The organism is Methylorubrum thiocyanatum, assembly GCA_014138645.1.
Taxonomy (GTDB): Bacteria; Pseudomonadota; Alphaproteobacteria; order Rhizobiales; family Beijerinckiaceae; genus Methylobacterium; species Methylobacterium thiocyanatum.
The window spans coordinates 283629-303666 of sequence record JACJIB010000005.1 but is presented as its reverse complement, the minus strand read 5'-3'; the positions used below and the strand labels follow the sequence as shown (position 1 = coordinate 303666).

The 20038-nt window shown below is 67.6% G+C and carries 22 protein-coding genes and 4 pseudogenes; 15 read left to right on the top strand and 11 right to left on the bottom strand.

The window, feature by feature from the left end; genetic code table 11:
* Position 1 precedes the first annotated feature (1 nt).
* The 10 genes from HNR51_RS15840 (at position 2) to HNR51_RS15795 (ending at position 7304) form a co-directional block, all read left to right on the top strand.
* Complete coding sequence (locus HNR51_RS15840) at positions 2-517, top strand: cytochrome c oxidase subunit II (RefSeq protein WP_182555570.1); 516 nt, start codon at positions 2-4, stop codon at positions 515-517.
* Positions 514-2265, top strand: a complete 1752-nt coding sequence (locus HNR51_RS15835; RefSeq protein WP_182555569.1) for a cbb3-type cytochrome c oxidase subunit I — start codon at positions 514-516, stop codon at positions 2263-2265. Before HNR51_RS15840 ends, HNR51_RS15835 begins: the two co-directional genes overlap by 4 nt.
* Positions 2262-2885 (top strand): SCO family protein, encoded by a 624-nt coding sequence (locus HNR51_RS15830; protein WP_182555568.1) that lies wholly within the window; start codon positions 2262-2264, stop codon positions 2883-2885. The genes HNR51_RS15835 and HNR51_RS15830 overlap by 4 nt, the downstream gene beginning before the upstream one ends.
* The gene (locus HNR51_RS15825) at positions 2878-3516 is read left to right on the top strand and encodes a cytochrome c oxidase assembly protein (protein ID WP_182555567.1); all 639 of its coding nucleotides are present in this window, start codon (positions 2878-2880) and stop codon (positions 3514-3516) included. The genes HNR51_RS15830 and HNR51_RS15825 overlap by 8 nt, the downstream gene beginning before the upstream one ends.
* Positions 3506-4027, top strand: a complete 522-nt coding sequence (locus HNR51_RS15820) for a YoaK family protein (RefSeq protein ID WP_182555566.1) — start codon at positions 3506-3508, stop codon at positions 4025-4027. Before HNR51_RS15825 ends, HNR51_RS15820 begins: the two co-directional genes overlap by 11 nt.
* A 23-nt stretch (positions 4028-4050) precedes the next feature.
* Positions 4051-4805 (top strand): IS5 family transposase gene (locus HNR51_RS15815; protein WP_373325199.1). Its coding sequence is split into 2 segments (ribosomal slippage): positions 4051-4389 and positions 4392-4805, totalling 753 coding nucleotides; the frame shifts between segments, so codons are not numbered across the junction.
* Between the two features lie 76 nt (positions 4806-4881).
* Positions 4882-6114 carry a molybdopterin-dependent oxidoreductase gene (locus HNR51_RS15810; RefSeq protein ID WP_182555565.1) on the top strand — a complete coding sequence of 411 codons (1233 nt, stop codon included), beginning with the start codon at positions 4882-4884 and terminating at the stop codon, positions 6112-6114.
* A gap of 12 nt (positions 6115-6126) precedes the next feature.
* A complete protein-coding gene (locus tag HNR51_RS15805; protein ID WP_182555564.1) occupies positions 6127-6465 on the top strand; it encodes a c-type cytochrome in 339 nt (112 codons plus the stop codon).
* 57 nt (positions 6466-6522) lie between these two features.
* Positions 6523-6861, top strand: a complete 339-nt coding sequence (locus tag HNR51_RS15800; protein ID WP_182555563.1) for a hypothetical protein — start codon at positions 6523-6525, stop codon at positions 6859-6861.
* Positions 6862-7019: 158 nt separating this feature from the next.
* Positions 7020-7304: a molybdopterin-dependent oxidoreductase gene (locus HNR51_RS15795; RefSeq protein WP_182555562.1), complete on the top strand. Its 285-nt coding sequence runs from the start codon at positions 7020-7022 to the stop codon at positions 7302-7304.
* Between the two features lie 67 nt (positions 7305-7371).
* Here HNR51_RS15795 and HNR51_RS15790 read toward each other — a convergent pair.
* From HNR51_RS15790 to HNR51_RS15780, 3 genes and pseudogenes are all read right to left on the bottom strand, one after another.
* Positions 7372-7671, bottom strand: a pseudogene (locus HNR51_RS15790) (integrase core domain-containing protein); the annotation flags it as partial.
* Between the two features lie 75 nt (positions 7672-7746).
* Complete coding sequence (locus HNR51_RS15785; protein ID WP_182555561.1) at positions 7747-9195, bottom strand: IS1182 family transposase; 1449 nt, start codon at positions 9193-9195, stop codon at positions 7747-7749.
* 58 nt (positions 9196-9253) lie between these two features.
* Positions 9254-10059: pseudogene (locus tag HNR51_RS15780) on the bottom strand (IS3-like element ISMex11 family transposase); the annotation flags it as partial.
* 334 nt (positions 10060-10393) lie between these two features.
* Between HNR51_RS15780 and istA the strand changes: the two are divergent.
* Positions 10394-11041: pseudogene (gene istA / locus HNR51_RS15770) on the top strand (IS21 family transposase); the annotation flags it as partial.
* Positions 11042-11152: 111 nt separating this feature from the next.
* On the opposite strand, the gene HNR51_RS15765 reads toward istA, so the two are convergent.
* Complete coding sequence (locus HNR51_RS15765) at positions 11153-12826, bottom strand: bifunctional protein tyrosine phosphatase family protein/NAD(P)/FAD-dependent oxidoreductase (RefSeq protein WP_182555560.1); 1674 nt, start codon at positions 12824-12826, stop codon at positions 11153-11155.
* A gap of 127 nt (positions 12827-12953) precedes the next feature.
* Between HNR51_RS15765 and HNR51_RS15760 the strand changes: the two genes are divergently transcribed.
* From HNR51_RS15760 to HNR51_RS15745, 4 genes are read left to right on the top strand one after another with little or no spacing between them, the layout of a single operon-like run.
* A complete protein-coding gene (locus HNR51_RS15760) occupies positions 12954-13619 on the top strand; it encodes a peroxiredoxin (protein ID WP_182555559.1) in 666 nt (221 codons plus the stop codon).
* A gap of 2 nt (positions 13620-13621) precedes the next feature.
* On the top strand, positions 13622-14515 hold the full coding sequence (locus tag HNR51_RS15755) for an MBL fold metallo-hydrolase (RefSeq protein ID WP_182555558.1): 894 nt from the start codon (positions 13622-13624) through the stop codon (positions 14513-14515).
* Positions 14512-14943: an ArsR/SmtB family transcription factor gene (locus HNR51_RS15750; protein WP_182555557.1), complete on the top strand. Its 432-nt coding sequence runs from the start codon at positions 14512-14514 to the stop codon at positions 14941-14943. The genes HNR51_RS15755 and HNR51_RS15750 overlap by 4 nt, the downstream gene beginning before the upstream one ends.
* Positions 14940-15725 (top strand): sulfite exporter TauE/SafE family protein, encoded by a 786-nt coding sequence (locus HNR51_RS15745; RefSeq protein WP_182555556.1) that lies wholly within the window; start codon positions 14940-14942, stop codon positions 15723-15725. The genes HNR51_RS15750 and HNR51_RS15745 overlap by 4 nt, the downstream gene beginning before the upstream one ends.
* A gap of 34 nt (positions 15726-15759) precedes the next feature.
* Here HNR51_RS15745 and HNR51_RS15740 read toward each other — a convergent pair.
* The 7 genes and pseudogenes from HNR51_RS15740 to HNR51_RS15710 all read right to left on the bottom strand — a co-directional run.
* Positions 15760-16134: pseudogene (locus tag HNR51_RS15740) on the bottom strand (MBL fold metallo-hydrolase); the annotation flags it as partial.
* A gap of 21 nt (positions 16135-16155) precedes the next feature.
* A complete protein-coding gene (locus tag HNR51_RS15735; protein ID WP_182555555.1) occupies positions 16156-16965 on the bottom strand; it encodes a sulfite exporter TauE/SafE family protein in 810 nt (269 codons plus the stop codon).
* Positions 16962-17408 carry a YeeE/YedE family protein gene (locus tag HNR51_RS15730; RefSeq protein WP_182555554.1) on the bottom strand — a complete coding sequence of 149 codons (447 nt, stop codon included), beginning with the start codon at positions 17406-17408 and terminating at the stop codon, positions 16962-16964. The genes HNR51_RS15735 and HNR51_RS15730 overlap by 4 nt, the downstream gene beginning before the upstream one ends.
* A 3-nt stretch (positions 17409-17411) precedes the next feature.
* Entirely contained in the window at positions 17412-17837 is a 426-nt protein-coding gene (locus HNR51_RS15725) for a YeeE/YedE family protein (protein ID WP_182555553.1), read from the bottom strand.
* A gap of 253 nt (positions 17838-18090) precedes the next feature.
* Positions 18091-18552 (bottom strand): DsrE family protein, encoded by a 462-nt coding sequence (locus HNR51_RS15720; protein ID WP_182555552.1) that lies wholly within the window; start codon positions 18550-18552, stop codon positions 18091-18093.
* Positions 18539-19387 (bottom strand): L,D-transpeptidase, encoded by an 849-nt coding sequence (locus tag HNR51_RS15715; RefSeq protein ID WP_182555551.1) that lies wholly within the window; start codon positions 19385-19387, stop codon positions 18539-18541. The genes HNR51_RS15720 and HNR51_RS15715 overlap by 14 nt, the downstream gene beginning before the upstream one ends.
* A complete protein-coding gene (locus tag HNR51_RS15710) occupies positions 19387-20022 on the bottom strand; it encodes a DsbA family protein (protein ID WP_182555550.1) in 636 nt (211 codons plus the stop codon). The genes HNR51_RS15715 and HNR51_RS15710 overlap by 1 nt, the downstream gene beginning before the upstream one ends.
* Positions 20023-20038 lie beyond the last annotated feature (16 nt).

Genomic DNA, 20038 nt, shown 5'->3' with positions numbered 1-20038 from the left:
GATGAGCGAAAGCGCCGCGTCCTCGGAATTCGAGGACGCTTTCCATAAGGCTGCCGAGCGTCACGAGCGCGTGTGGGTATTCGTGGCCGTGCTGATGCTGACGCTCTTGCTGGCCGGCACGATGTTCCTCGTCGTCTACGCCTACGGCGTGGTGGTGCGCACCGCCGGCTTCCGTCGCGATCCGGCGGCGATCGAGGCGCCCGAAGGCAGCATCGCGAAGACGGGCCCGAACGCTTACACTGTCACCATAGTCGCGCGCCTCTGGCGCTGGAGCCCGAGCCCGCTGCGCATTCCGAAGGGCGCGACCGTGACCTTCCGCGTGACGAGTGCCGACGTCCTCCACGGCTTCGCGATCCAGGGCACCACCGTCAACGTGACGGCGGTGCCCGGCATCACCGGCAGCGTCAGCTACACCTTCAACCGTTCCGGCACCTTCAACATTGTCTGCAACGAATATTGCGGGTTGGAACACCAGGGCATGCTCGGGCGCATCGTCGTCGAGGGAGATCCAGCATGAGCGCGACCGCGTTTCCCACCGTGCTGCCCGCTTCGATCGACGCTCCCGCCGACGCGCTGGCGCCGCAGCGGCGCACCATGCTCGCCTTCCTGGTTTGGGGTTTCTCGGCCCTGATGATCGGGGCAATGATCGGCCCGCTTCAGGCGCTCAACTACGGCGGTGTCAACGCCTACCCGTCCCTCACGCCGCTCCTCAAGACCTACTATCAGGGACTGACGATCCACGGGGTGCTGAACGCCTACATCTTCACCTTCTTCGTCACCTGCGGCTTGCTGGTCTACCTGCCCGCGCGTGAACTCGGGTTGATGCCGAACATGGCGCTGTGGCGCGGCTGCTTCGCGGCGATGGCGCTCGGTACGCTGATGCTGCTCGTCGCGATGTTCGACAACTCGTCGAGCGTGCTGTGGACGTTCTACCCGCCGCTCAAGGGCAGCGCGTGGTTCTATCTTGGCATGACGCTGGTGGTGGCGGGAAGCCTAATGCCGCTGCCGATCCTGCTCGACCTGCGCGCCCGCTGGAAGGCGCGCCGGCCCGGCGAGATCACGCCGCTCGTCACCTACATGAGTCTGACCACCATGTTGATGTGGGCGCTCGCCGGCGGCGGCGCCCTGATCGAGCTCGTCGTCCAGCTCAACCCTTGGGCGCTCGGGTTCACCGACACGGTCGACCCGATCGTCGCCCGGACCCTGTTCTGGTGGACCGGACACCCGATCGTCTACTTCTGGCTGATGCCGGCCTACGTGTCCTGGTACGGGCTGCTCTCGAAGCAGATCGGCGGCAAGCTCGTCTCCGACCCAATGGCGCGGCTGAGCTTCGCGCTGCTGCTAATCTTCTCGCTGCCAGTGGGCAGCCACCACCAGTTCACCGATCCCGGATTCTCGCCGATCTGGCGCGGCATTCTGACGGCACTCACCCTGTCGGTAGCGCTGCCGAGCCTGATCACCGCCTTCACCATCGGCCTCAGCCTCGAATATGCCGGGCGCCTGCGCGGCGGCCGAGGCTTCATCGGCTGGTTCACCGCATTGCCGTGGCGCGATCCGAGCGTCGCCGCGCAGGTGCTCGCCATGCTCACCTTCATCTTCGGCGGCGCCGGCGGCATCGTGAACGGGAGTTGGGAGCTCAACAACATCGTTCACAACACGACCTGGGTGCCGGGCCATTTCCACATCACGGTCGGCACGGCCTCGGCGTTGACCTTCATGGGCGTGGCGTTCTGGATGCTGCCGCACCTGACGGGACAGCGCCTCCTGAGTCGGCGCCTCGCACTCGCCTCGGCCTGGCTTTGGTTCACCGGGATGTCGGTCTTTGCGCTCGGCATGCACTGGGCGGGCCTGCACGGAGTGCCGCGCCGGGCCTGGGTGTCGATGCTGCCGCGCTCCGTCTACGACCGGGTCTACGGCGACGCGCACCTCGCCCTGATACTGGTGGCGGTCGGCGGCTGCATCCTGTGGCTCGCCACGATCGCCTTTTACACGGTGTTTCTCGGCAGCCTCGCCACGCGCCGCCTCGACCGACGCCCCGCGATCCCGTTCGCGCAAGCCTTCGGCGGCCGTGAAAGCTACGCCTTGGACGGCGGCGCGCCGGTCGGCGTCGTCGCGCATCCGTCGGTCTCAAAATTGGCCCGCGCGCTCGAGCACCTCGGGTTGATCACCGCCTTCACGGCACTCGCTACGGCCGCGGCCTACGTGCCGATCTTCTGGCCGTTCCTACAGAACGCCACCGCCGCCCACGGCTGGAAGGTGTGGTGAGCCGGCCGGGGCTTCCGGTCCGCGGATTCCTGCGGGCGCTGCCGGTCCTCGCGCTGGCGGCGCTGCTCCCAATCGCCCTGCCTTGGCGATCATCGAACTTCGAGCCAGCGCTGATCGGCACGCCGGTGGCGGCCGCACCGACGCCGCCGCTCGTCCTGAGCACCCTCGACGGCCGGTCCTTCGACCTCGCCGCCGAGCGCGGCCGGCTCGTCCTGGTCTATTTCGGCTATACGCGCTGCCCGGACGTGTGCCCGACGACGCTTGCCGACCTGTCGAAGACCTTGGCCCGCCTGACGCCCGATGAGACGGCCAGAATGCGCATCGCGTTCGTCAGCCTCGACCCCGCGGCCGATCCGGCGGGGGCGCTCGGCGATTATCTTGGCAGCTTCGGACAGAGGCCGCCTTTCGTCGGGCTGACCGGCTCGGCGGAGGCGGTCGCGCGGGCCGCCGCGGATTGGGGCGTGACCTGGCGGCGCGCCGAGGGCGGTCTGTTCGATCACAGCTCCTTCGTCACGGCCGTCGACCCGTCCGGTCGCCGACGCCTGCGCTACGGTTACGCGCAGACCCGCGACCCGGCCGCGCTGGCGCGCGACTTCAGCGCCCTGCTGCGCGGTGTCTGAGCGCCAACGCCGCCCGAGCCGGCTGGCTGCCGGTGTGGTAGGGCTCGCGGTCGTCTTGGGCGCCGGGCTCGGCCTGCGCGACCCGCTGGCCTCGATGGCGAGCTACACCGCTGCGCTGATGGCCCTCAACCAGATCGCGCCGCCGCTGCTCCTTCTTGCCCTCGAAAGGCCGGGTCCGCGAACGAGCCAATTCCTCGCGCTTGCCTTCGACCCGGTTCTGGCGTTGACGGCCTTCTGCGCGCTCAGCGTTACGGTCAGCCTGCCCGGAATCCTGGAGCCTACGCTCGCCAACGCGCTCTACGCCGCGCCACTTGGTCTCTTCGAACTGACCACCGGCCTGATGATCTGGGCGCAGGCCGCGCCGGCCACCCGGCAGGTCCGTGCGGATTGGCTGGCATCCGCGCTCCTCTGGATTGCGAGCGTACCGATGACCGCCGTCGCGGTGGTGTGGATGCTCAGCCCGGACGTCCTCTATACGCCCTATCTCGACGTGATCTGCCGATGGGACGTGCCGCCGCTCGTCGACCAGAAATGGGCGGGCTTCGTGATGTTCGCGGCCGGCATCCCGATGCAGCTCGCCGCAGTCTGGCTGCTGCTCGGCCTGCACGGAACGCGCCGCGATGCCGTCTGAGGCAGGAGCCCCACTCGCTCCACCCCTGTTCGGGATCGACCTGTTCGGTGCGCTTCTGGCCGGGGTCGCCGGTGCCACGGACGCGATCGGCGTCCTGGCTTTCGGCCGCTACAGCGCGCACATGTCCGGCACGACCTCCCAGATCGTCGCCCACGGCCTCTCGGGTGCGGGGCAGGTCGCGCTGGGAGTCGGCACGATCCTGTGTTTCGTGGCCGGTGCGGCCCTGTGTGGGACCATGGCGGAGGCGTCCGCCGCGCGTCCGGCACGGCGGACCCTCTGGCGCCTTCTCTGGGCCGAGGCGGTGCTGCTCGCGCTCGCGGCGACGCTGCTGGCCGCCGCGCCGGTCCCGCTTCTCGCCCTCGTACCGATGGCCCTTCAGAACGCGACCGGCTCGCGCCTGCTTGGACCGATGATCCGCACCACGCATGTCACCGGGACCCTGACCGACCTCGGAGGCGCCCTAGGTCGCGAACCCATAAAGTCTGGCACGTGTAAGGCGTGGTGTCGTTAGCCCTCTGGAGACGGAGGATCTGGATGGCGCGGTTTGACCTGACGGATGCGGAGTGGGCGGTGATCGAGCCGCTTCTGCCGACGGATGTGCGCGGCAAGGAGCGGGTGGACGACCGGCGGGTGCTCAACGGCATCTTCTGGCGGCTGCGCACGGGTACGCCCTGGGCCGACATCCCAACGCGCTATGGTCCCTACACGACCTGCGGCAATCGCTTCCGGCGCTGGCGCAAGCGTGGGATCTGGGACCGGCTTCTGGACGCGGTGTCAAAGGCTTACGACGGCGACCTGCAGATGATCGACGCCACCAGCGTGCGGGTGCATCAGCATGCCGCCTGCGCCCAAAAAAAGAGGGCGGATCCGGTGGCATGGGTCGCTCGCGCGGCGGCCTGACGAGCAAGATCCACGCGCTGGTGGATGCTGAGGGCAGGCCCGTGGCCCTCAAGATCACAGCAGGCCAAGCGCATGATGGGCGCTCGGCCGCAGACATGCTGGGCGGTTTGGGCGCGGGCCAGATCCTGCTGGGGGATCGGGCCTACGACAGTGACGCGTTGCGGACCCGGATGGCTGAGCAAGGTGCGTGGGCGAACGTGAAGCCGATGCCCAACCGCAAACAGGTGCTGGCCTTCAGCCCGTTCTTGTACAAGTACCGCAACTTGGTCGAGCGCTTCTTCAGCAAGATCAAGCACTTTCGGGCTGTTGCCACGCGCTACGACAAGGATCCCGACAACTTCCTCGCCAGCGTCAAGCTCGCAGCCCTGCGGATCTGGCTGCGAGCTTAATGAGTCCGCGACCTAGTGTCCGAAGCTCGCGCGTGACAGGGCAGCTGCGATGCTGGATCGAACGAATTGGAGGTGCATGGTGGAACGGCTCGCGTCGACAGATCGGCGATGCTTCCTCAAAGGACTCGGGGTCGGGGTTCTTGTCAGCGCGTTTCCGGCATTTTCGGCGCAGGCCGAGAGCACGCTGTCGTTGCCGCTTCCCGGCGGCCCGGATGGACGCGAGCTGACCAATGCCTTTCCCGGCAAGGGGCAGATGATCCTGCAGCGGACCCGGCCGCCTTTGTTGGAAACGCCGTTCGAGGTGTTCGACGAGGGTGTGTTCACACCCAATGACCGCTTCTACGTGCGCTGGCACTGGGCCTCGATTCCCACCGTCGTCGACGCCGACGCCTTTCGGCTCAAGGTCCACGGCCATGTCGAGCGCGCGCTGTCGCTCTCGCTCACGAAGATCGCGGCTCTGCCGCGCTTCGAGATCGCCGCGGTCAACCAGTGCTCGGGCAATTCGCGCGGCCTGTTCGAGCCGCGCGTGCCCGGCGCGCAATGGGCCAACGGCTCGATGGGCAACGCGCGCTGGACGGGGGTCCGGCTGAAGGATCTGCTCGACAAGGCCGGGGTGAAGGCAGGCGCCGTGCAAGTGCGGTTCAACGGTCTCGACGAACCGGTCGTGGACGACGCCCCCGATTTCAAGAAATCGCTCGACCTCGACCATGCGCGCAACGGCGAGGTGATGATCGCCTATGCCATGAACGGCGCGCAACTGCCGCTGCTTAACGGCTTCCCCCTGCGCCTTGTCGTGCCAGGTTGGTATTCGACCTATTGGGTCAAGATGCTGTCCGACATCGAGGTCCTCGACAAGCCCGACGAGCAGTTCTGGATGAAGACTGCCTACCGGATTCCGGACGTGCCGGGTGCGAACATCAAGCCCGGCGAGACGGGCTTCAAGACGGTGCCGATCAACCGAATGGTGCCGCGCTCCTTCCTGACCAATCTGCGCGATGGCGGCTCCGTGCAGGCCGGCTCGCCGGTGACCCTGCGCGGCATCGCCTTCGGGGGCAATTGCGGGGTCAAGTCCGTGGAGTTCTCCGGGGACGGCGGGACATCATGGTTTCCGACTGAACTCGGGACGGACGAGGGCATGTATAGCTTTCGCCGGTTCACCGGCAGTCTCCCGGCGCTCGTGGCAGGCTCGCATGCGGTCATGGTCAGATGCACAAATATGAACGGGCTCGTGCAGCCATCTGAGCCTGTCTGGAACACCAACGGCTTCATGCAAAACGGCATCGAAACCGTACGCTTCCAGGTCGCCTGAGGGAGAGGTCCGATGATCCGTGTTCACACCGTCACGCTGTTCGCGGCGCTCGTCCTGTCGCCCGTTGCGGTTCTCGCCGCGTCGGATCCCGAACCGATGCGCTTTTCCTCGCAGGAGATCGAACTTCCGTCATCCGATCGGACTTTCCCCGACGGGCCGGGCGCCGAGGCAATCAACAACAATTGCCTCGCCTGCCACTCGGCCGGCATGGTTCTCACGCAGCCCAAGCTCACCAAAACGCAATGGACTGAGACCGTCAACAAGATGGTCAAAGTCTACAAGGCACCGGTCTCGCAGGAGGATGTCGGTGCAATCGTCGAATACCTCACGCATCTCAAGCCGCAACCCTGAAGCAGGAGCGCCCAAGCACCTTCCCAGCCGATGCGCTCGAAGCACACGGAGACGACGATGGGTAAGAGCACCCGCGAGACTCTGTATCCGGGAACCCGTCTCAGTGCGAAGACCGACCCTCGAGGCGTCGCCGTGACGGATGGGCATCCTGGGCAGCCGGATTACGCGTTGATCGAGGCTTTGCGCGCCGCGCGTGAACAGGGTTACGACGCGATCACCGCTATCGAGCGCTACGATCCCGACTTCTCGGTCGACCTGTCCCGATGCCGGGACGAAGCGGAGGCTGATTGGCTTCTGGAACGCTGGCACGCCCGCCGATCTGCCGTGCTCGACGAGACGCGCACGACGCTGAAGCGCATCTGGGCCGACAGTCGACGCGCCTCGAAAGCGGACTGATCGTCATGCCACTCCGATGCTGACGCCACATCGTCGATCGTTCCAACGTCGGCGCGGCGCGCCACCGGCTCACCATCTCCGTGCCCTGGTGCCACGTCGCGGGACCGAATGCTCGGCGATGCGTTCAAACGCGAACGGGATCGCGAACAAGGATCGTCATGTCGCGCTTGACCGAACGCAAGACCCATCTCATCGTCCACGGTAAAATGCCGTTTAATGCCGAGCCGCCGCTCGACCGGCTGCGCGCCGCCTTCCGCACGGAGGTGGGCGACTTCTACGTGCGCAGCCACGGCAATCTGCCGGAGATCGACGAAGCGACGTATCGCCTCGCGATCCGCGGCGCGGTCGCAACGCCGATGGAGCTGTCTCTCGCCGAACTCACGTCACGGTTCGCGAAAGTCACAGTCAGGGTGGCCTGCCCCCATTCGGTGTCCCAGGCTTGAAGTTAGTGCATCGTCGGTCTGAGGGTCCCCCGGATTTTGGTCCGGCCGCAAGGTGAGCTTCCGGATCTCATTCGGCGGCCTGCAGGGCCGCCGCTAGGGCGAATTCCTGGGGTGTTCGCCACCCCAGGGCGGTGTGAGGACGGCTCTCGTTGTAGTGCCGCCGCCACGTCTCGATCTTGCTCCTCGCGTCGGCCAACGACAAGAACCAGTTCGCGTTCAGGCACTCGTCGCGCAGCCGGCCGTTGAACGACTCGACTAGCGCGTTGTCGGTCGGCTTGCCGGGCCGTGAGAAGTCCAACGTGACACCGTTCTCGTAGGCCCAGCGGTCGAGTGCCTTCGAGACGAACTCAGGCCCGTTATCGACCGAGGCCGTGTGAGAACGCCGATCCGTCAGGCTTGGGTCGTTTGCGTGGAGCAGCGTGGCAGATCGAACTGGCGAGCCCTAGGCCCGGACGGCCGCCAGCAGCGGACCGACCCCGAAGATCTGGATCATCCGCTTCATGTTGTAGGCCAGAACCTGCAAGCTCATTTCGGTCCTGACCTTCGCCAAGGTCCGAGTCAGGAAGTGGGTTGCACCCATCCAGGCCTTCAGCGTGCCGAACGGGTGCTCCACGGTCTGGCGACGGATCTTCATCGCATCCGGCATCCGGTCGAGCCGCGCCTGCATCGCGTCGAGCACACCCTCGTGCACCCAGCGCTTGACCCGCCGCGTCTCCGTCGGCGTGCAGCGGGGCTTGAGCGCACAATCGAGACAGGCCGTCAGGTTGCGGTAGTGGTCCATTGCGTCGCCCTCGGCCCGGCGATCGGACCGGGTGGCCCCCTTGGTCAGGTGCTGGCCGGCGGGACAGGTGTAGTGGTCCTTCTCGGCATCGTAGACGAAGTCCTGTCCCGTGAAGAGGCCACGCTTGGCGTGGCCTGAGGTCAGGGTCTTTGGCACACAGGGCAGCACCCCGGTGCCCTCGCAGGCCAGCACCTGCTCCCCGCTGAGGTAGCCCCGGTCGGCCAGCACCGTCAGCGTGGTGCATCCTGTCGCCGCCTGCGCCAGGAGCCCCATCGGGGCGAGTTGCGCGCGGTCGCTGCCGACGTTGGTCACCGCGTGGGCCACGATCAGGTGATGCTCGGCATCGACTGCGGCCTGGACGTTGTAGCCGACCAGGCCGGTGCTCTTGCCGCTGGTCGCCATGGAGCGCGCGTCGGGATCGGTGAGCGAGATCTGGCCGTCGGGGGCGGCCTCGACCTGCCGACCCATCGCCTGGAGAGCCTGCATCTGCTCGCGCAGGCCCGCGATCTTCTCGTTGAGCCGCGTTGTGCGCGCCTCGGCGATGTCGCTCGGCTCGCGGTCGGCCCGATCCAGCGCCGCGAGGTAACGGCCGATGCTCGCCTCGACCTGCGCCAGCCGGGCTTCGACCTTGGCGGCGGTGAAGTTCTTGTCGCGGTTGTTGACCGCCTTGAACTTGCTGCCGTCAACCGCGACGACGGCCTTGCTGAACAGGTTCAGCCGGCGGCACAGCACCACGAACTGCGCGCAGGCGGCCTGGATGGCTGGGCCATTATCCTTGCGGAAGTCGGCCAGCGTCTTGAAGTCGGGCATCAGCCGGCCGGTCAGCCAGATCAGTTCGATGTTGCGCTGGCTCTCGCGTTCGAGGCGGCGGCTCGACGGAACGCGGTTGAGGTAGCCGTACACGTAGATCTTCAGCAGAGTCGCGGGATGGTAGGCCGGACGGCCCGTGGCCTCCGGTACCGCGCCCGCGAAGCCGAGCGCGCCCAGATCGAGCTCATCGACGAACACTTCGACAAGGCGAACCGGATTGTCGGCGGTGATGTAGTCGTCCAGGCAGTCGGGAAGGAGCGTGATCTGCTGACGATCCTCGCCTGCGATGAAGCGCTTCATCCCGAACTCCCCAGATCGGAAATTACTCTACCAGATCAGGGCGTTTTCACACAGCCTGGACCTGAATCGCGCATGGTGCTCCGCGCAGCAGCGTCAAGCGGCCGACGACAGCCGCGACCTGCTCGCCTTTGATGCCCTGGTCGACCTCGATCGCCAGAGCCTCGCGCGTGAATGCATCGACGACCGTCAGGGCCCGCAGCCGGCGGCCGTCGAACAGCGCGTCGGAGACGAAGTCCATCGACCAGCGTTCGTTCGGCCGGAGCGCAGCAGGCTGACGCTCACGGTGTGCCGCGCTGACGTGCCGGCGCGGCCGCTTGAGCCGCAGGCTGAGGCCCTCATCCCTGTAGAGGCGGTGGACCCTCTTGTGATTCACCCGCCAACCTTCCCGGCGCAGCAGGATGTAGATCCGGAAGTACCCGTAGCGCACCCGGCTCTTGGCCAGATCGCAGATGCGCATCCGCAGCGGTGCCTGATCGGGCTTGGTCGAGCGGTAGCGGACGCCCGACCGACCGACGCCGAGCGCGGCGCAGCCGCGCCGCTCGCTCACCCCGTGCGCCTCCTGAACCTGGTGCACGAGCTCGCGTCGCCGAGCAGGCGTCAGAGCTTTTTTGCGAGCACGTCCTGCAGGATGTGCTTGTCGAGGCTCAGATCGGCCACGAGTTGCTTGAGCTTGCGGTTCTCGTCCTCAAGCTGCTTCAGCCGCCGCAACTCGCCCGTCCCCAAGCCACCGTAGAGCTTCTTCCAGCGGTAAAACGTCTGCTCGGAGATGCCCATCCGGCGCAGCACCTCCGCGACCGGTGTCCCGGTCTCGGCCTGCTTCAGCGCGAAGGCGATCTGCTCTTCGGTGAACCTGCTCTTCTTCACGGCTCTGCTCCTCCCCTCAGGGGCTCACGAAACCGGAAAACTCGCACTCACGCCGGACCAAAGCGATGGGGGGACGTCAGGTCGTGTGACGATGGCGGGGCGAGCGGACGGCGCTGAGCCGCTCGGCCCTGCCGGCCAGATGACGACCTCTGGTGCGGGCGGCTGGTAGCCCAACGACGAGTGTCAGCGGGCGTTGAATACTCCCTGATTGTGAGCATCGAAAATTCCCTGGTCGGTGCCCTGGCCCGCGGAGGCGGGACGTCCCCCGCACCCTCGGGCTTATCCATCCTCAGCCACCATGCCCGCCGACGCGTATCGGTCGGGAGCGACGAGGATGGTCCTGCTGGGAGAACTCCTCATGATCCTGGACCTGCACCGACAGGGCTTGTCCGTCACCGCCATCGCTCGCCGGACCGGGCGCGACCCGAAGACGGTCCGCAAGTACATCGAGCGCGGCCTGGAACCGCCGGCCTACGGCCCCCGCCAAGCCGGACGACCGAGCAAGCTCGCACCCTACCTCGACTATTTGCGCGAGCGCGTCGCGGCCTTCCCCGATCTCAGCGCGGTGCGCCTGACCCGCGAGTTGCGTGAGCGCGGCTACACGGGCGCCTACACCGCGGTGAAGCGGTTCGTGGCCGCGATCCGGCCGGCCGAGGCCAAGCCCTACGAGGTCCGCTTCGAGACGCCGGCCGGCCAGCAGGCCCAGGTCGACTTCGCCCGCTTCGTGGTCACCTTCACGGACGCACCGGACACGGCCTGCATCGTCTGGCTGTTCTCGCTCGTGCTCGGGCATTCCCGGCACATCGAGGCGCGCTTCGTCCTGCACCAGGATCTGCAGACCCTGCTGCGCTGTCACATGCAGGCGTTCACCGCGATCGGCGGCGTGCCGATCGAGATCCTGTACGATCGCATGAAGACGGCGGTTACCGGCGAGGATACGGGCGGCCACATCGTCTACAACCGATCATTGCTCGCGCTGGCCATCCGAGGCCTGGTTCCGGCGCAGTATCTGCCGGCGCTTCGTTGTCCGGGGAGCGCATCCAACGGACGGACCGGACCCCGAACCCCGTGTCGGCCACCTGGCGCTGCCCGCTCAAACCGCCAGCTTGGGCCTTGCCATCCATTCGCGTCCCTTGAGCATGCCTTGCCAGTAGATCGGCGGGAGCATGCGTTCCTTGAGGAGCCACGCGGCCCGGCTTGGCTTCGTGCCGTCGATGAGCCAGGACGGGAAGCTCGGGAGGAGTTTGCCGCCGTAACCGAACTCGGCAAGCAGGATCTTGCCGCGCTCGACCGTCAGCGGGCATGAGCCGTACCCGTCGTAGACCGCATCCGGCTCCTTGATGAAGCCCATGTCGCGCAACAGGTTGTGCGCCAAGACGGGCGCCTGCTTTCGCGCCGCGGCGGCGGTCTTGGCGTTCGGCGCACTGCAGGCATCGCCCAGCGCGTAGACGTCGGCGAAGCGTTTGTGGCGCATGCTCGCCTGGTCCACCTCGACCCAGCCGCTCGAATCCGCAAGGGGCGACGTCCTGACGAAATCGGGGGCCTGTTGAGGCGGAACGACGTGGATCATGTCGAACTCGGTCTCCACCGTCGACTTGGTCCCGTCCTCGGCCGTGCGAGAGAACCAGGCGCGCTTGGCTTGGCCGTCGATGCGCGTGAGGTTGTGATTGAAGTGCAGCTTCGCGTCGTAGCGACGGACGTACTCCATCAGCGGCGGGACGTACTCCTTCACGCCGAATAGGCCAGGTGTCGCCGTGAAGAAATCGATCCCGATGTCGGGCAAGCGACCAGACCGCCGCCAATGGTCGGCGGAGAGATACATCGCCTTCTGCGGAGCGCCCGCGCATTTGATCGGCATGGACGGCTGAGTGAACACGGCCCGTCCCCTGCCGAGGCCTTGCACCAGTTCCCAGGTATAGGGCGCGAGGTCGAAGCGGTAGTTCGATGTGACCCCGTTCCGGCCGAGCGTCTCGTCCAGGCCGTCGATGCCGGCCCAGTTGAGCTTCAGCCCCGGGGCGACGACGAGGCGGTCGTAGCCGATGGCCCGACCGCCCTCCAGCACCACGGCCTTCCTCTCGGGCTCGAAGGCGACCACACCAGCCTTGATCCAGGTCACGCCGTCCGGGATCAGCGACGCCATGGTCCGGGCCGTTTCGTCCTGGTCGAACACGCCGGCACCGACCAGCGTCCAACCGGGCTGGTAGTAGTGGACGTCGGCTGGGTCGATGACAGCGACCTGCAAGTCGGGCTTGCGCGCCTTCAGGCTTGAGGCTGCTGCGATGCCGGCCGCGCCGCCGCCGACGACAACGACCGAGAAGTGCCTCTCAGTACCTTCGGTCGCGACGCCGCTGCGCGTCGCCATCCGGGCGGCCGCGCCGCTCATGTCGTAGCCCACGGCCTTGGCGGCAGCCATGATCTCCGGCACGGCGCGACCGCGCCTCGCCTCGGCGAGCGACCATAGCGTGGCCGAGCGCGTGCCGGTGCGGCAGTAGGCAAGCGTCGGCTTCGGCAGGGCGCCCGTCGCCATCTCGAAAGCCGCAACGTCCTCGTCGGTGATCCCGCCCGAGGTGACCGGCAGGTAGCGCGCGGCGATGCCCGCCTCCCCGGCCAATCTCTCGATCTCGCGGAATGCGGTTTGGTCGGCGGCCTCGGCATCGGGGCGGTTGCAGATGATCGACCGGAACCCGGCGGACGCAACCGCCGGGATGTCGTCGGGCCCGATTTGCGGCGCGACGGCCAAGTCGTCCGTGATGAGCTTGGCGTCCATTGCACCCTCCTTCGTTATGTTGAATTACATATTGACTTAGGCTGATCTGAGCATAAGGGATATTGACAGGGGTGCAATCCCCAGAATAGCTGGTGCTGTGCCGGCGGAACGCTAGGAACATCAATATATGATTTCACATATTGATTTGGGCGATGATGCCCTAGGCAGGCCGGTCTGCCCGCCGGTGATGGGCGATCCAGCCCCTGGCTTCCGGGCGCGCACGACGATGGGCGAGCGGACGCTTGAGGAGTACGGCGGGCGCTGGTTGGTCCTGTTCTCCCACCCGGCCGACTTCACGCCGGTCTGCACGAGCGAGTTCCTCGCCTTCTCGCGCGCCTATCCTCGGTTCCAGGCGCTGAATTGCGACCTGCTCGGCCTCTCGGTCGACAGCCTCTCGTCGCACCTCGCTTGGGCGCACAACATCGAGGAGCGCTTCGGTGTCCGGGTGCCGTTCCCGATGCTGGAAGACCCCTCCATGGCCATTGCGCGCGCCTACGGCATGCTGCCGCCGGGCGCCGTGTCGAGTGCGACCGTAAGGACAACTTTCGTCATCGATCCGGACGGGATCATCCGGGCCGCCTCCACCTACCCGATGACGGTGGGGCGCAACGTCGAGGAGATCCTGCGCCTCGTCGCCGCGCTTCAGCTCACAGACGAGGAGGACGTCGTCACGCCGGAAGCTTGGCGGCCGGGCGATCCGATCCTCGTCGCGCCACCGCTGACGTTCCACGCGGCCGCCGGCCGCACGGAGGGCGAGGTCGGCGACTGGTACTTCCGAGCGGGAACCCTATGAGCATGACGGAAGCTGACGGCCCACGCCCCATCGTCCGGGGGTTCTACGAGCGGCGAACGGGCAGTATCCAGTACGTGGCCTCGTGCCCGCGGACGAGGCGCTGCGCCATCATCGATCCCGTACTGGACTTCGACGAGAAGTCGGGTGCGACCGCGACGCGTTGCGCCGACGAGATCTTGGAGTACGTGCGGGCGGAGGGGCTCTCGGTCGAGTGGATCCTCGACACCCACCCGCACGCCGACCACTTTTCGGCCGCTCGATACCTCAAGGACCGAACCGGAGCCCCGACCGCCATCGGCGAGCGGGTCGTCGAGGTCCAGAAACTCTGGAAGGCGATCTACGGCTTCGTGGACCTGCCGACCGACGGCTCGCAATGGGACCGGACCTTCGCGGAGGGCGATGCCTTCTCAATCGGCGAGGTGCCGGCTCGGGTTCTGTTCTCGCCGGGCCACACCCTGGCTTCCGTCACCTACGTGATCGGTGACGCCGCCTTCGTGCACGATACCCTTTTCATGCCGGACTCGGGCACGGCACGCGCCGATTTCCCGGGCGGCAGCGCCGCCGCGCTCTGGCGCTCGATCCAGGCCATCCTCGCCCTGCCGGAGGAGACGCGCATCTTCACCGGCCACGACTATCGGCCGGGTGGTCGCGAAGCGCGTTGGGAAAGCACCGTCGCCGAGCAGCGGGCGCGGAACACTCACATCGTCGCGGCCCGTACTGAGTCGGATTTCGTACGCATCCGCGACGAACGCGATGCCACCCTGCCGATGCCCAAGCTCATCCTGCACGCGTTGCAGGTCAACATCCGCGGCGGTCGGCTGCCCGAGCCCGAGCCGAATGGCAGGCGCTATCTCAGGTTTCCTCTCGACGCCTTGGAAGGGGCTGCGTGGGAATGAGCCCGGCGGCGTCGCTCCCCGAGGAAATGGCCCGGGAGGTGTCTGACCTCCTCAAGGTGTTCGCCCACCCGGGTCGCTTGCGCCTCCTATGCCGATTGTTCGAAGGCGAGTGCTCCGTGGCCGAGATGGAACGCGAACTCGGCATACGCCAGCCGAGCCTCTCCCAGCACCTGGGGGAGTTGCGGGAGGCAGGGTTGGTCATGACCCGCCGCGAGCACAAGACCGTCTTCTACACGCTGACGGAGCCCCGTGCGGTCGAACTCGTCCAGTTCCTGCACGAGATGTTTTGTTCGGAAGAGCCGCGGCGCCGTCCCCGCCGCGGCAAGGCGAGCGAACATGTCCGGGGCGGCGGGGCGGCCATGTTCGCATGGACCGGCAGCGCGGCGCTCGACCAGGGGGCGAGGCGTTCGGGGCGGCCCACGCGATGAGCGCCTTGCTCGCTCTCCTGTCCGGCGGCTTCGTCGGGTTCAGCCTCGGCCTCATCGGCGGCGGTGGGTCAATCCTGGCGACCCCCCTTCTGCTCTACGTGGTCGGCGTAGGACAGCCCCACGTCGCAATCGGGACAGGCGCCCTCGCGGTGGCGGTCAGCGCCTTCGCGAATTTCACCGGACACTGGAGGGCGGGCAATGTGCGGTGGGGCAACGCGCTCGTGTTCGCTGCCTTCGGCGTCGTCGGTGCCCTCGGTGGCTCGACGTTGGGCAAGGCGTTCGACGGCGAGCGCCTGCTTTTCCTGTTCGCCCTGGTCATGATCGCCGTCGGGCTGCTGATGCTCAGGTCCGGCACGCGCAATCGCTCCGGCGCCGCCGCGGCCGGCGAGGCGGTCGCTCCGCCGGCCTTCACACCGAAGTTGGCCGCGGTGGCGCTGGCCGTCGGCGTCATGTCGGGGTTCTTCGGTATCGGCGGGGGCTTCCTGATCGTGCCGGGTCTCGTGTTCGCCACCGGAATGCCGATGATCAACGCCATCGGCACCTCGCTCTTCGCAGTCGGTGCCTTTGGCGTCGCGACGGCGGCCAACTATGCCGTGTCAGGCATGATCGATTGGCCGGTCGCGGCCGAGTACATCGCCGGCGGCCTCGTTGGCGGCTGGGTCGGCATGCGCCTCGCTTGCCGCCTCGCCGGGCAAAAGGGCACGCTCGACAGGATCTTCGCGTCTCTCATCTTCGCTGTCGCCGCCTACATGCTCTACCGAACAGGCAACGCCTGGACCTGAGTCGAGCTCAAGTCTCGAATCCGGAAGCGCTCGCCGTCTGGGAACTGTCCGACAGGTTATAGAACTCCTCCCAGAGCCGCTGCACATCGACGACCTTATCGCCGATGGCGTTCGGGACGCCGGTCTTGTCGTGCAGGTAGCCAACAGACGAGAAGTGGTCGGCCTGCGGATGGGTTTCGAGGATCCACTCCAACTGATAGCCCTCGCGCTCGACATGAACGAGCAGGGTGTCGGCGGACCCCGTCGCGGTCGCGTCGGACTTCGGATCGAAGTCGAGGACCGGGTCGATGATCGCGCAACGCTTCGTCTCGGGATCGGCGAGGACGTACTGGATGCTGCCGGTCGGCTCGTCATGGAAGCCGGTGACGATGGGGTGCCCGCGCAGGGCTTCGATGGTCTGGTCCGACATGAAACGCCTCCTTTTTCGGGTTCAGGTGTTGGCGCCGAGGAGCGGTAGGGCCCCGCGGGCGACGACGTAGAGGCCGACCAGGATGACGAGGCCGGCGAAGGTGATGGTGAGGGCGCGCTTGCGCCCGGCGAGCCGCTGTCCGAGCCTCGATCCGACGAGGCCCCCGAGCACGCCGCCCAGGATGAACAGGCCGGCCAACGGCCAGTCGATCAGGCCGGAGGCGGCGTAGCTCGCCGCGGTCGCCGCCCCGAAGGCGCTGACCGCGACCAGCGAGGTGCCGATGGCCATCGGCAGCGGCATCGACGTCGCCAGCATCAGGCCCGGCACGATGAGGAATCCCCCGCCGATGCCGAAGAAGCCGGAGAACAGGCCGACCGCGAACCCGATGCCGAGCAGCCAGGGCAGGAGTACCGGGGCGTTGGCCTTGGTCAGGCGCACCTCCGGGTCGCCGTCGCCGCGCCGCTTGCGCAGCATCAGGCTCCCGACCACCAGCATCACGACCCCGAACAGGGCCAGGAGGCTCTGCCCGTCAACCGCCTTCGCAGCGACCGAGCCGGCCAGCGCGCCGAGGACGCCGGCGACCGAGAACGCCGCCGCGCATCGCCACTTCACGTTCCCAGCCCGCCATTGCGGGACGAGGTTGCCGGCCGCGCTGACCGACACCGCCAAGGCGCTGGTGCCGATCGCCACATGTGGCGAGGACACGCCGACGACGTAGGTCAGGAGCGGGACGGCCAGGATCGAGCCACCCCCGCCGACGAGACCGAGGATCACGCCGACGACCCCGCCCGAGCCGGCGGATAGGCCGGATGTCAGCAGGCCGGGCGTCATGCGTCGGCTCCCTGGACCGCCGGCTTCGGGGCTGCCGCCGGGAGAAGGCGAAACGCCAGCATCCCGACGACCATGGCGACGACGAAGGTCACCGCTTGAGCAGGTGCGACCGTCAGCAGGGTGAGCGCGGGCCCCGGGCACAAGCCGGCGAGGCCCCAGCCGATACCGAACACCGCGGCGCCGGAGATCAGGCGCGGGTCGAGGTCGCGCCGGTTCGGGATCTCAAGCCGGGAGGCGAGCAACGGCCGCCCACGGCGCCGCGCCACGAGATAGCCCGTCGTCGAGACCGCGACGGCGCCAGCCATCACGAAGGCGAGGCTCGGGTCCCAGCGCCCGGTCACGTCGAGAAAGGCGAGGATCTTGGCCGGATCGGCCATGCCGGAGACGAGGAGGCCGAGGCCGAACAGGAGGCCGACGGCGAAGGCGGAGGCGGTCTTAGCCATGGCTTAGGCTCCGACGAGATGGCGCACGACGAGGACGGTCAGGATGGCGACGGCCATGAAGGTGCCGGTGGCGACCACGGAGCGGGGCGAGCCGCGGCCGATGCCGCAGACCCCGTGGCCGCTCGTGCAGCCGGCACCGAGGCGCGATCCGAACCCGACTAGCAGGCCGGCGACGGCGAGCAGCGGGAACGAAGCAACCACCGTCACCGGCGGCAGGCTGCCATCCAGGCCGGCGTAGGCGAACGGCGCCAGGACGAGTCCTGCCACGAAGGCGGCGCGCCAGCCGGTCTCGCGAGACGGCGGGATTAGGAGGCCGCCGAGGATGCCGCTGATGCCGGCGATCCGTCCGTTGAGGAGCAGGAACAGGGCCGCGGAGGTGCCGATCAAGGCACCGCCGGCGAGGGCGCTGACAGGCGTGAAGCCATCCATGGTGGTCGCTCCCAGGCGGTGGTCCGGGGGATGCCCGGCTGGCTGCAAGGGACGTCCTCCCCTGCCGAACCATCACATTAGATAACTCTTATTTAGCATCAACTAATGTAATGGCAAGCGTGATACCGATGGCCTGGATTGGGATGCGCTGAGGGGGTGCGATGGCGCACGGACGCCTTCGCCTTTGGGCAGACGCCATCGATGGCGTGGCGTCGATGCCGACGAGAGGATCGTCTTCCCCCGTTCGACCAACTCACGGATGGATGTAGGCGAACCCCATGCCCTGCAGCCGCGCCAGTTCGGCGACACCGCTCGGCACGACGTCGTCCTCGGTGACGCCGTAGAGCGTGCCACGGTCGATCTTCCGTTCGCGCAAAGTGTTGGCGCAGATGAGGAACCGGACTCCTATCCCCTTGAGGGCATCGATACGGGCGGCGACCTCCTTGTCGTTCACGGCCGACTGGAAGAGCGCGACCCCGTCGCCGTGGCTCACCACGCGGATCTCGACATGGGCCTTGCCCACCGCCTCGACGTGATTGCGCAGGTTGCCGAGAAGGCGCTTGAAGTAGGCGGCTCCGTCGAGGCCGCCGTCATTGTGGTAGACCACCTTCTGGTCGGCGTAGTACCCGGCCGGCGCCTCCGAGCCGGCATGGGCCGCCCTTAAGCCCAGGGTCGCAAGAACGACCGCGATCATCAGGCTCCTAAAGACCGTCATCGTCCGCCTCCCTGTCGTTGGCCGGAGGCTCGGGTGCTTCCGACGCGTTGCGCAAAAGGTCGTCGAGCCCCGCATGATCGAGGCCGTCGTCCGGCGTCGGTCCGGCGGATGCGCCGTTCCCGAGGCTGCCCGTCGTCTCCGGCGCTTTTGGCCGTGCGGCGTGGACGGTGCCCCGGGACCCGAGCACCACCACCTTCGTGCCGGTGGGGACGCGCCGGTGCAGGTCGATCACGTCCTGGTTCAGCATGCGGATGCATCCCGAGGACACCGCCTCGCCAATGCTCCAGGGCTCCGTCGTGCCGTGGATGCGGTACAGCGTGTCCTTGCCGTCCTTGAACAGGTAGAGCGCCCGGGCCCCGAGCGGGTTCCTGTCGCCGCCCGGCATGCCGCCGGCCCAGCGTCCGTTCCGCTTCGGATCACGCCGGAGCATGTCGGGGGTCGGCGTCCATCGCGGCCAGGAAGCCTTGCGGGCGACGGTCGCCTCGCCGGTGAACTCGAAGCCGGCCTTGCCCACCCCGACCGCGTAGCGCATCGCCTTGCCGCCCTCCATGACGAGGTAGAGAAAGCGCTTGTATGGATCGACGACGAGGGTGCCGGGCGGCTCCTTCGACGGGTAGTCGACCAACTGGCGGACGTTGCGCGCCTTGAGGTCACGCGGGTCGACCGCCTCGACCGGGAAGGGTTCATCCGTGACGGCGGCGTACCGGCGCAAGACCTCCGGGGCGATCTGCGGCCGGGCTTCCGCGACGGGGGCCGGAGCCCCCTGCGAGGTCGAGCAGGCGCCGAGCGCCAAGGCGAGCGCGATCAACGTCGTAAGGCGGAGGGGCCGCGGCATCACGAGCGACCCCGCGCTCGGGCCTGCACCACCGCCTGCTTGAAGCCGTCGTAATCGAGCGCCGCCGCGACCTTGAGCTGGCCGATCAGGAAGACCGGCGTTCCCTGGAGGCCCAGGGCGTCGGCCTGGTCGAGGTTGCGCTGGAGCAGGGCCGCGATCTCGGCCTGGTGCGCCTTCCGGTCCTCTTCCAGGCGGGCGACGTCGACGCCCGAGGCAGCCACCGCCTCCAGCATCCGCTCCTTGGGAATCTTGCGACCCGGAATCGCCATGAGCGCGCGGTGCACTTCGTCGTAGCGGCCCTGGTACTTCGCCGCGAGGGCGAGTTGGGCGCCGTAGACGGAGGCGTCGCCGAGGATCGGCCAGTCCTTGTGGACAAGGCGGATGCGCCCGTCCGCCTTCACCAGACGGGTGAGGTCGGGCTCGGCCTTCTTGCAGAAGGGGCAGTTGTAATCGAGGAAGGCGACGATGGTCAGGTCGCCCTTCGGGTTGCCCGAGACCGGCACCTCGGGGTCGTTGAGGATGGCGTTCGGGTCGACGCCTTGGGCGAAAGCTTCCTCGGTCGGTGGCGCCAGCGAGAGCAGGGCGGGAGCGAGCGCGACGGCGGGCAGAAGGGCGAGCAGGGTCCTGCGGTCCATGGTGGTCTCCGTGAAA

Coding starts and splice junctions, on each gene's coding strand:
- HNR51_RS15840 (WP_182555570.1), top strand. CDS start 2: ATGAGCGAAAGCGCCGCGTCCTCGGAATTCGAGGACGCTTTCCATAAG.
- HNR51_RS15835 (WP_182555569.1), top strand. CDS start 514: ATGAGCGCGACCGCGTTTCCCACCGTGCTGCCCGCTTCGATCGACGCT.
- HNR51_RS15820 (WP_182555566.1), top strand. CDS start 3,506: ATGCCGTCTGAGGCAGGAGCCCCACTCGCTCCACCCCTGTTCGGGATC.
- HNR51_RS15810 (WP_182555565.1), top strand. CDS start 4,882: ATGGTGGAACGGCTCGCGTCGACAGATCGGCGATGCTTCCTCAAAGGA.
- HNR51_RS15805 (WP_182555564.1), top strand. CDS start 6,127: ATGATCCGTGTTCACACCGTCACGCTGTTCGCGGCGCTCGTCCTGTCG.
- HNR51_RS15800 (WP_182555563.1), top strand. CDS start 6,523: ATGGGTAAGAGCACCCGCGAGACTCTGTATCCGGGAACCCGTCTCAGT.
- HNR51_RS15795 (WP_182555562.1), top strand. CDS start 7,020: ATGTCGCGCTTGACCGAACGCAAGACCCATCTCATCGTCCACGGTAAA.
- HNR51_RS15785 (WP_182555561.1), bottom strand. CDS start 9,195: ATGAAGCGCTTCATCGCAGGCGAGGATCGTCAGCAGATCACGCTCCTT.
- HNR51_RS15765 (WP_182555560.1), bottom strand. CDS start 12,826: ATGGACGCCAAGCTCATCACGGACGACTTGGCCGTCGCGCCGCAAATC.
- HNR51_RS15760 (WP_182555559.1), top strand. CDS start 12,954: ATGATTTCACATATTGATTTGGGCGATGATGCCCTAGGCAGGCCGGTC.
- HNR51_RS15755 (WP_182555558.1), top strand. CDS start 13,622: ATGACGGAAGCTGACGGCCCACGCCCCATCGTCCGGGGGTTCTACGAG.
- HNR51_RS15750 (WP_182555557.1), top strand. CDS start 14,512: ATGAGCCCGGCGGCGTCGCTCCCCGAGGAAATGGCCCGGGAGGTGTCT.
- HNR51_RS15745 (WP_182555556.1), top strand. CDS start 14,940: ATGAGCGCCTTGCTCGCTCTCCTGTCCGGCGGCTTCGTCGGGTTCAGC.
- HNR51_RS15735 (WP_182555555.1), bottom strand. CDS start 16,965: ATGACGCCCGGCCTGCTGACATCCGGCCTATCCGCCGGCTCGGGCGGG.
- HNR51_RS15730 (WP_182555554.1), bottom strand. CDS start 17,408: ATGGCTAAGACCGCCTCCGCCTTCGCCGTCGGCCTCCTGTTCGGCCTC.
- HNR51_RS15725 (WP_182555553.1), bottom strand. CDS start 17,837: ATGGATGGCTTCACGCCTGTCAGCGCCCTCGCCGGCGGTGCCTTGATC.
- HNR51_RS15720 (WP_182555552.1), bottom strand. CDS start 18,552: ATGACGGTCTTTAGGAGCCTGATGATCGCGGTCGTTCTTGCGACCCTG.
- HNR51_RS15715 (WP_182555551.1), bottom strand. CDS start 19,387: ATGCCGCGGCCCCTCCGCCTTACGACGTTGATCGCGCTCGCCTTGGCG.
- HNR51_RS15710 (WP_182555550.1), bottom strand. CDS start 20,022: ATGGACCGCAGGACCCTGCTCGCCCTTCTGCCCGCCGTCGCGCTCGCT.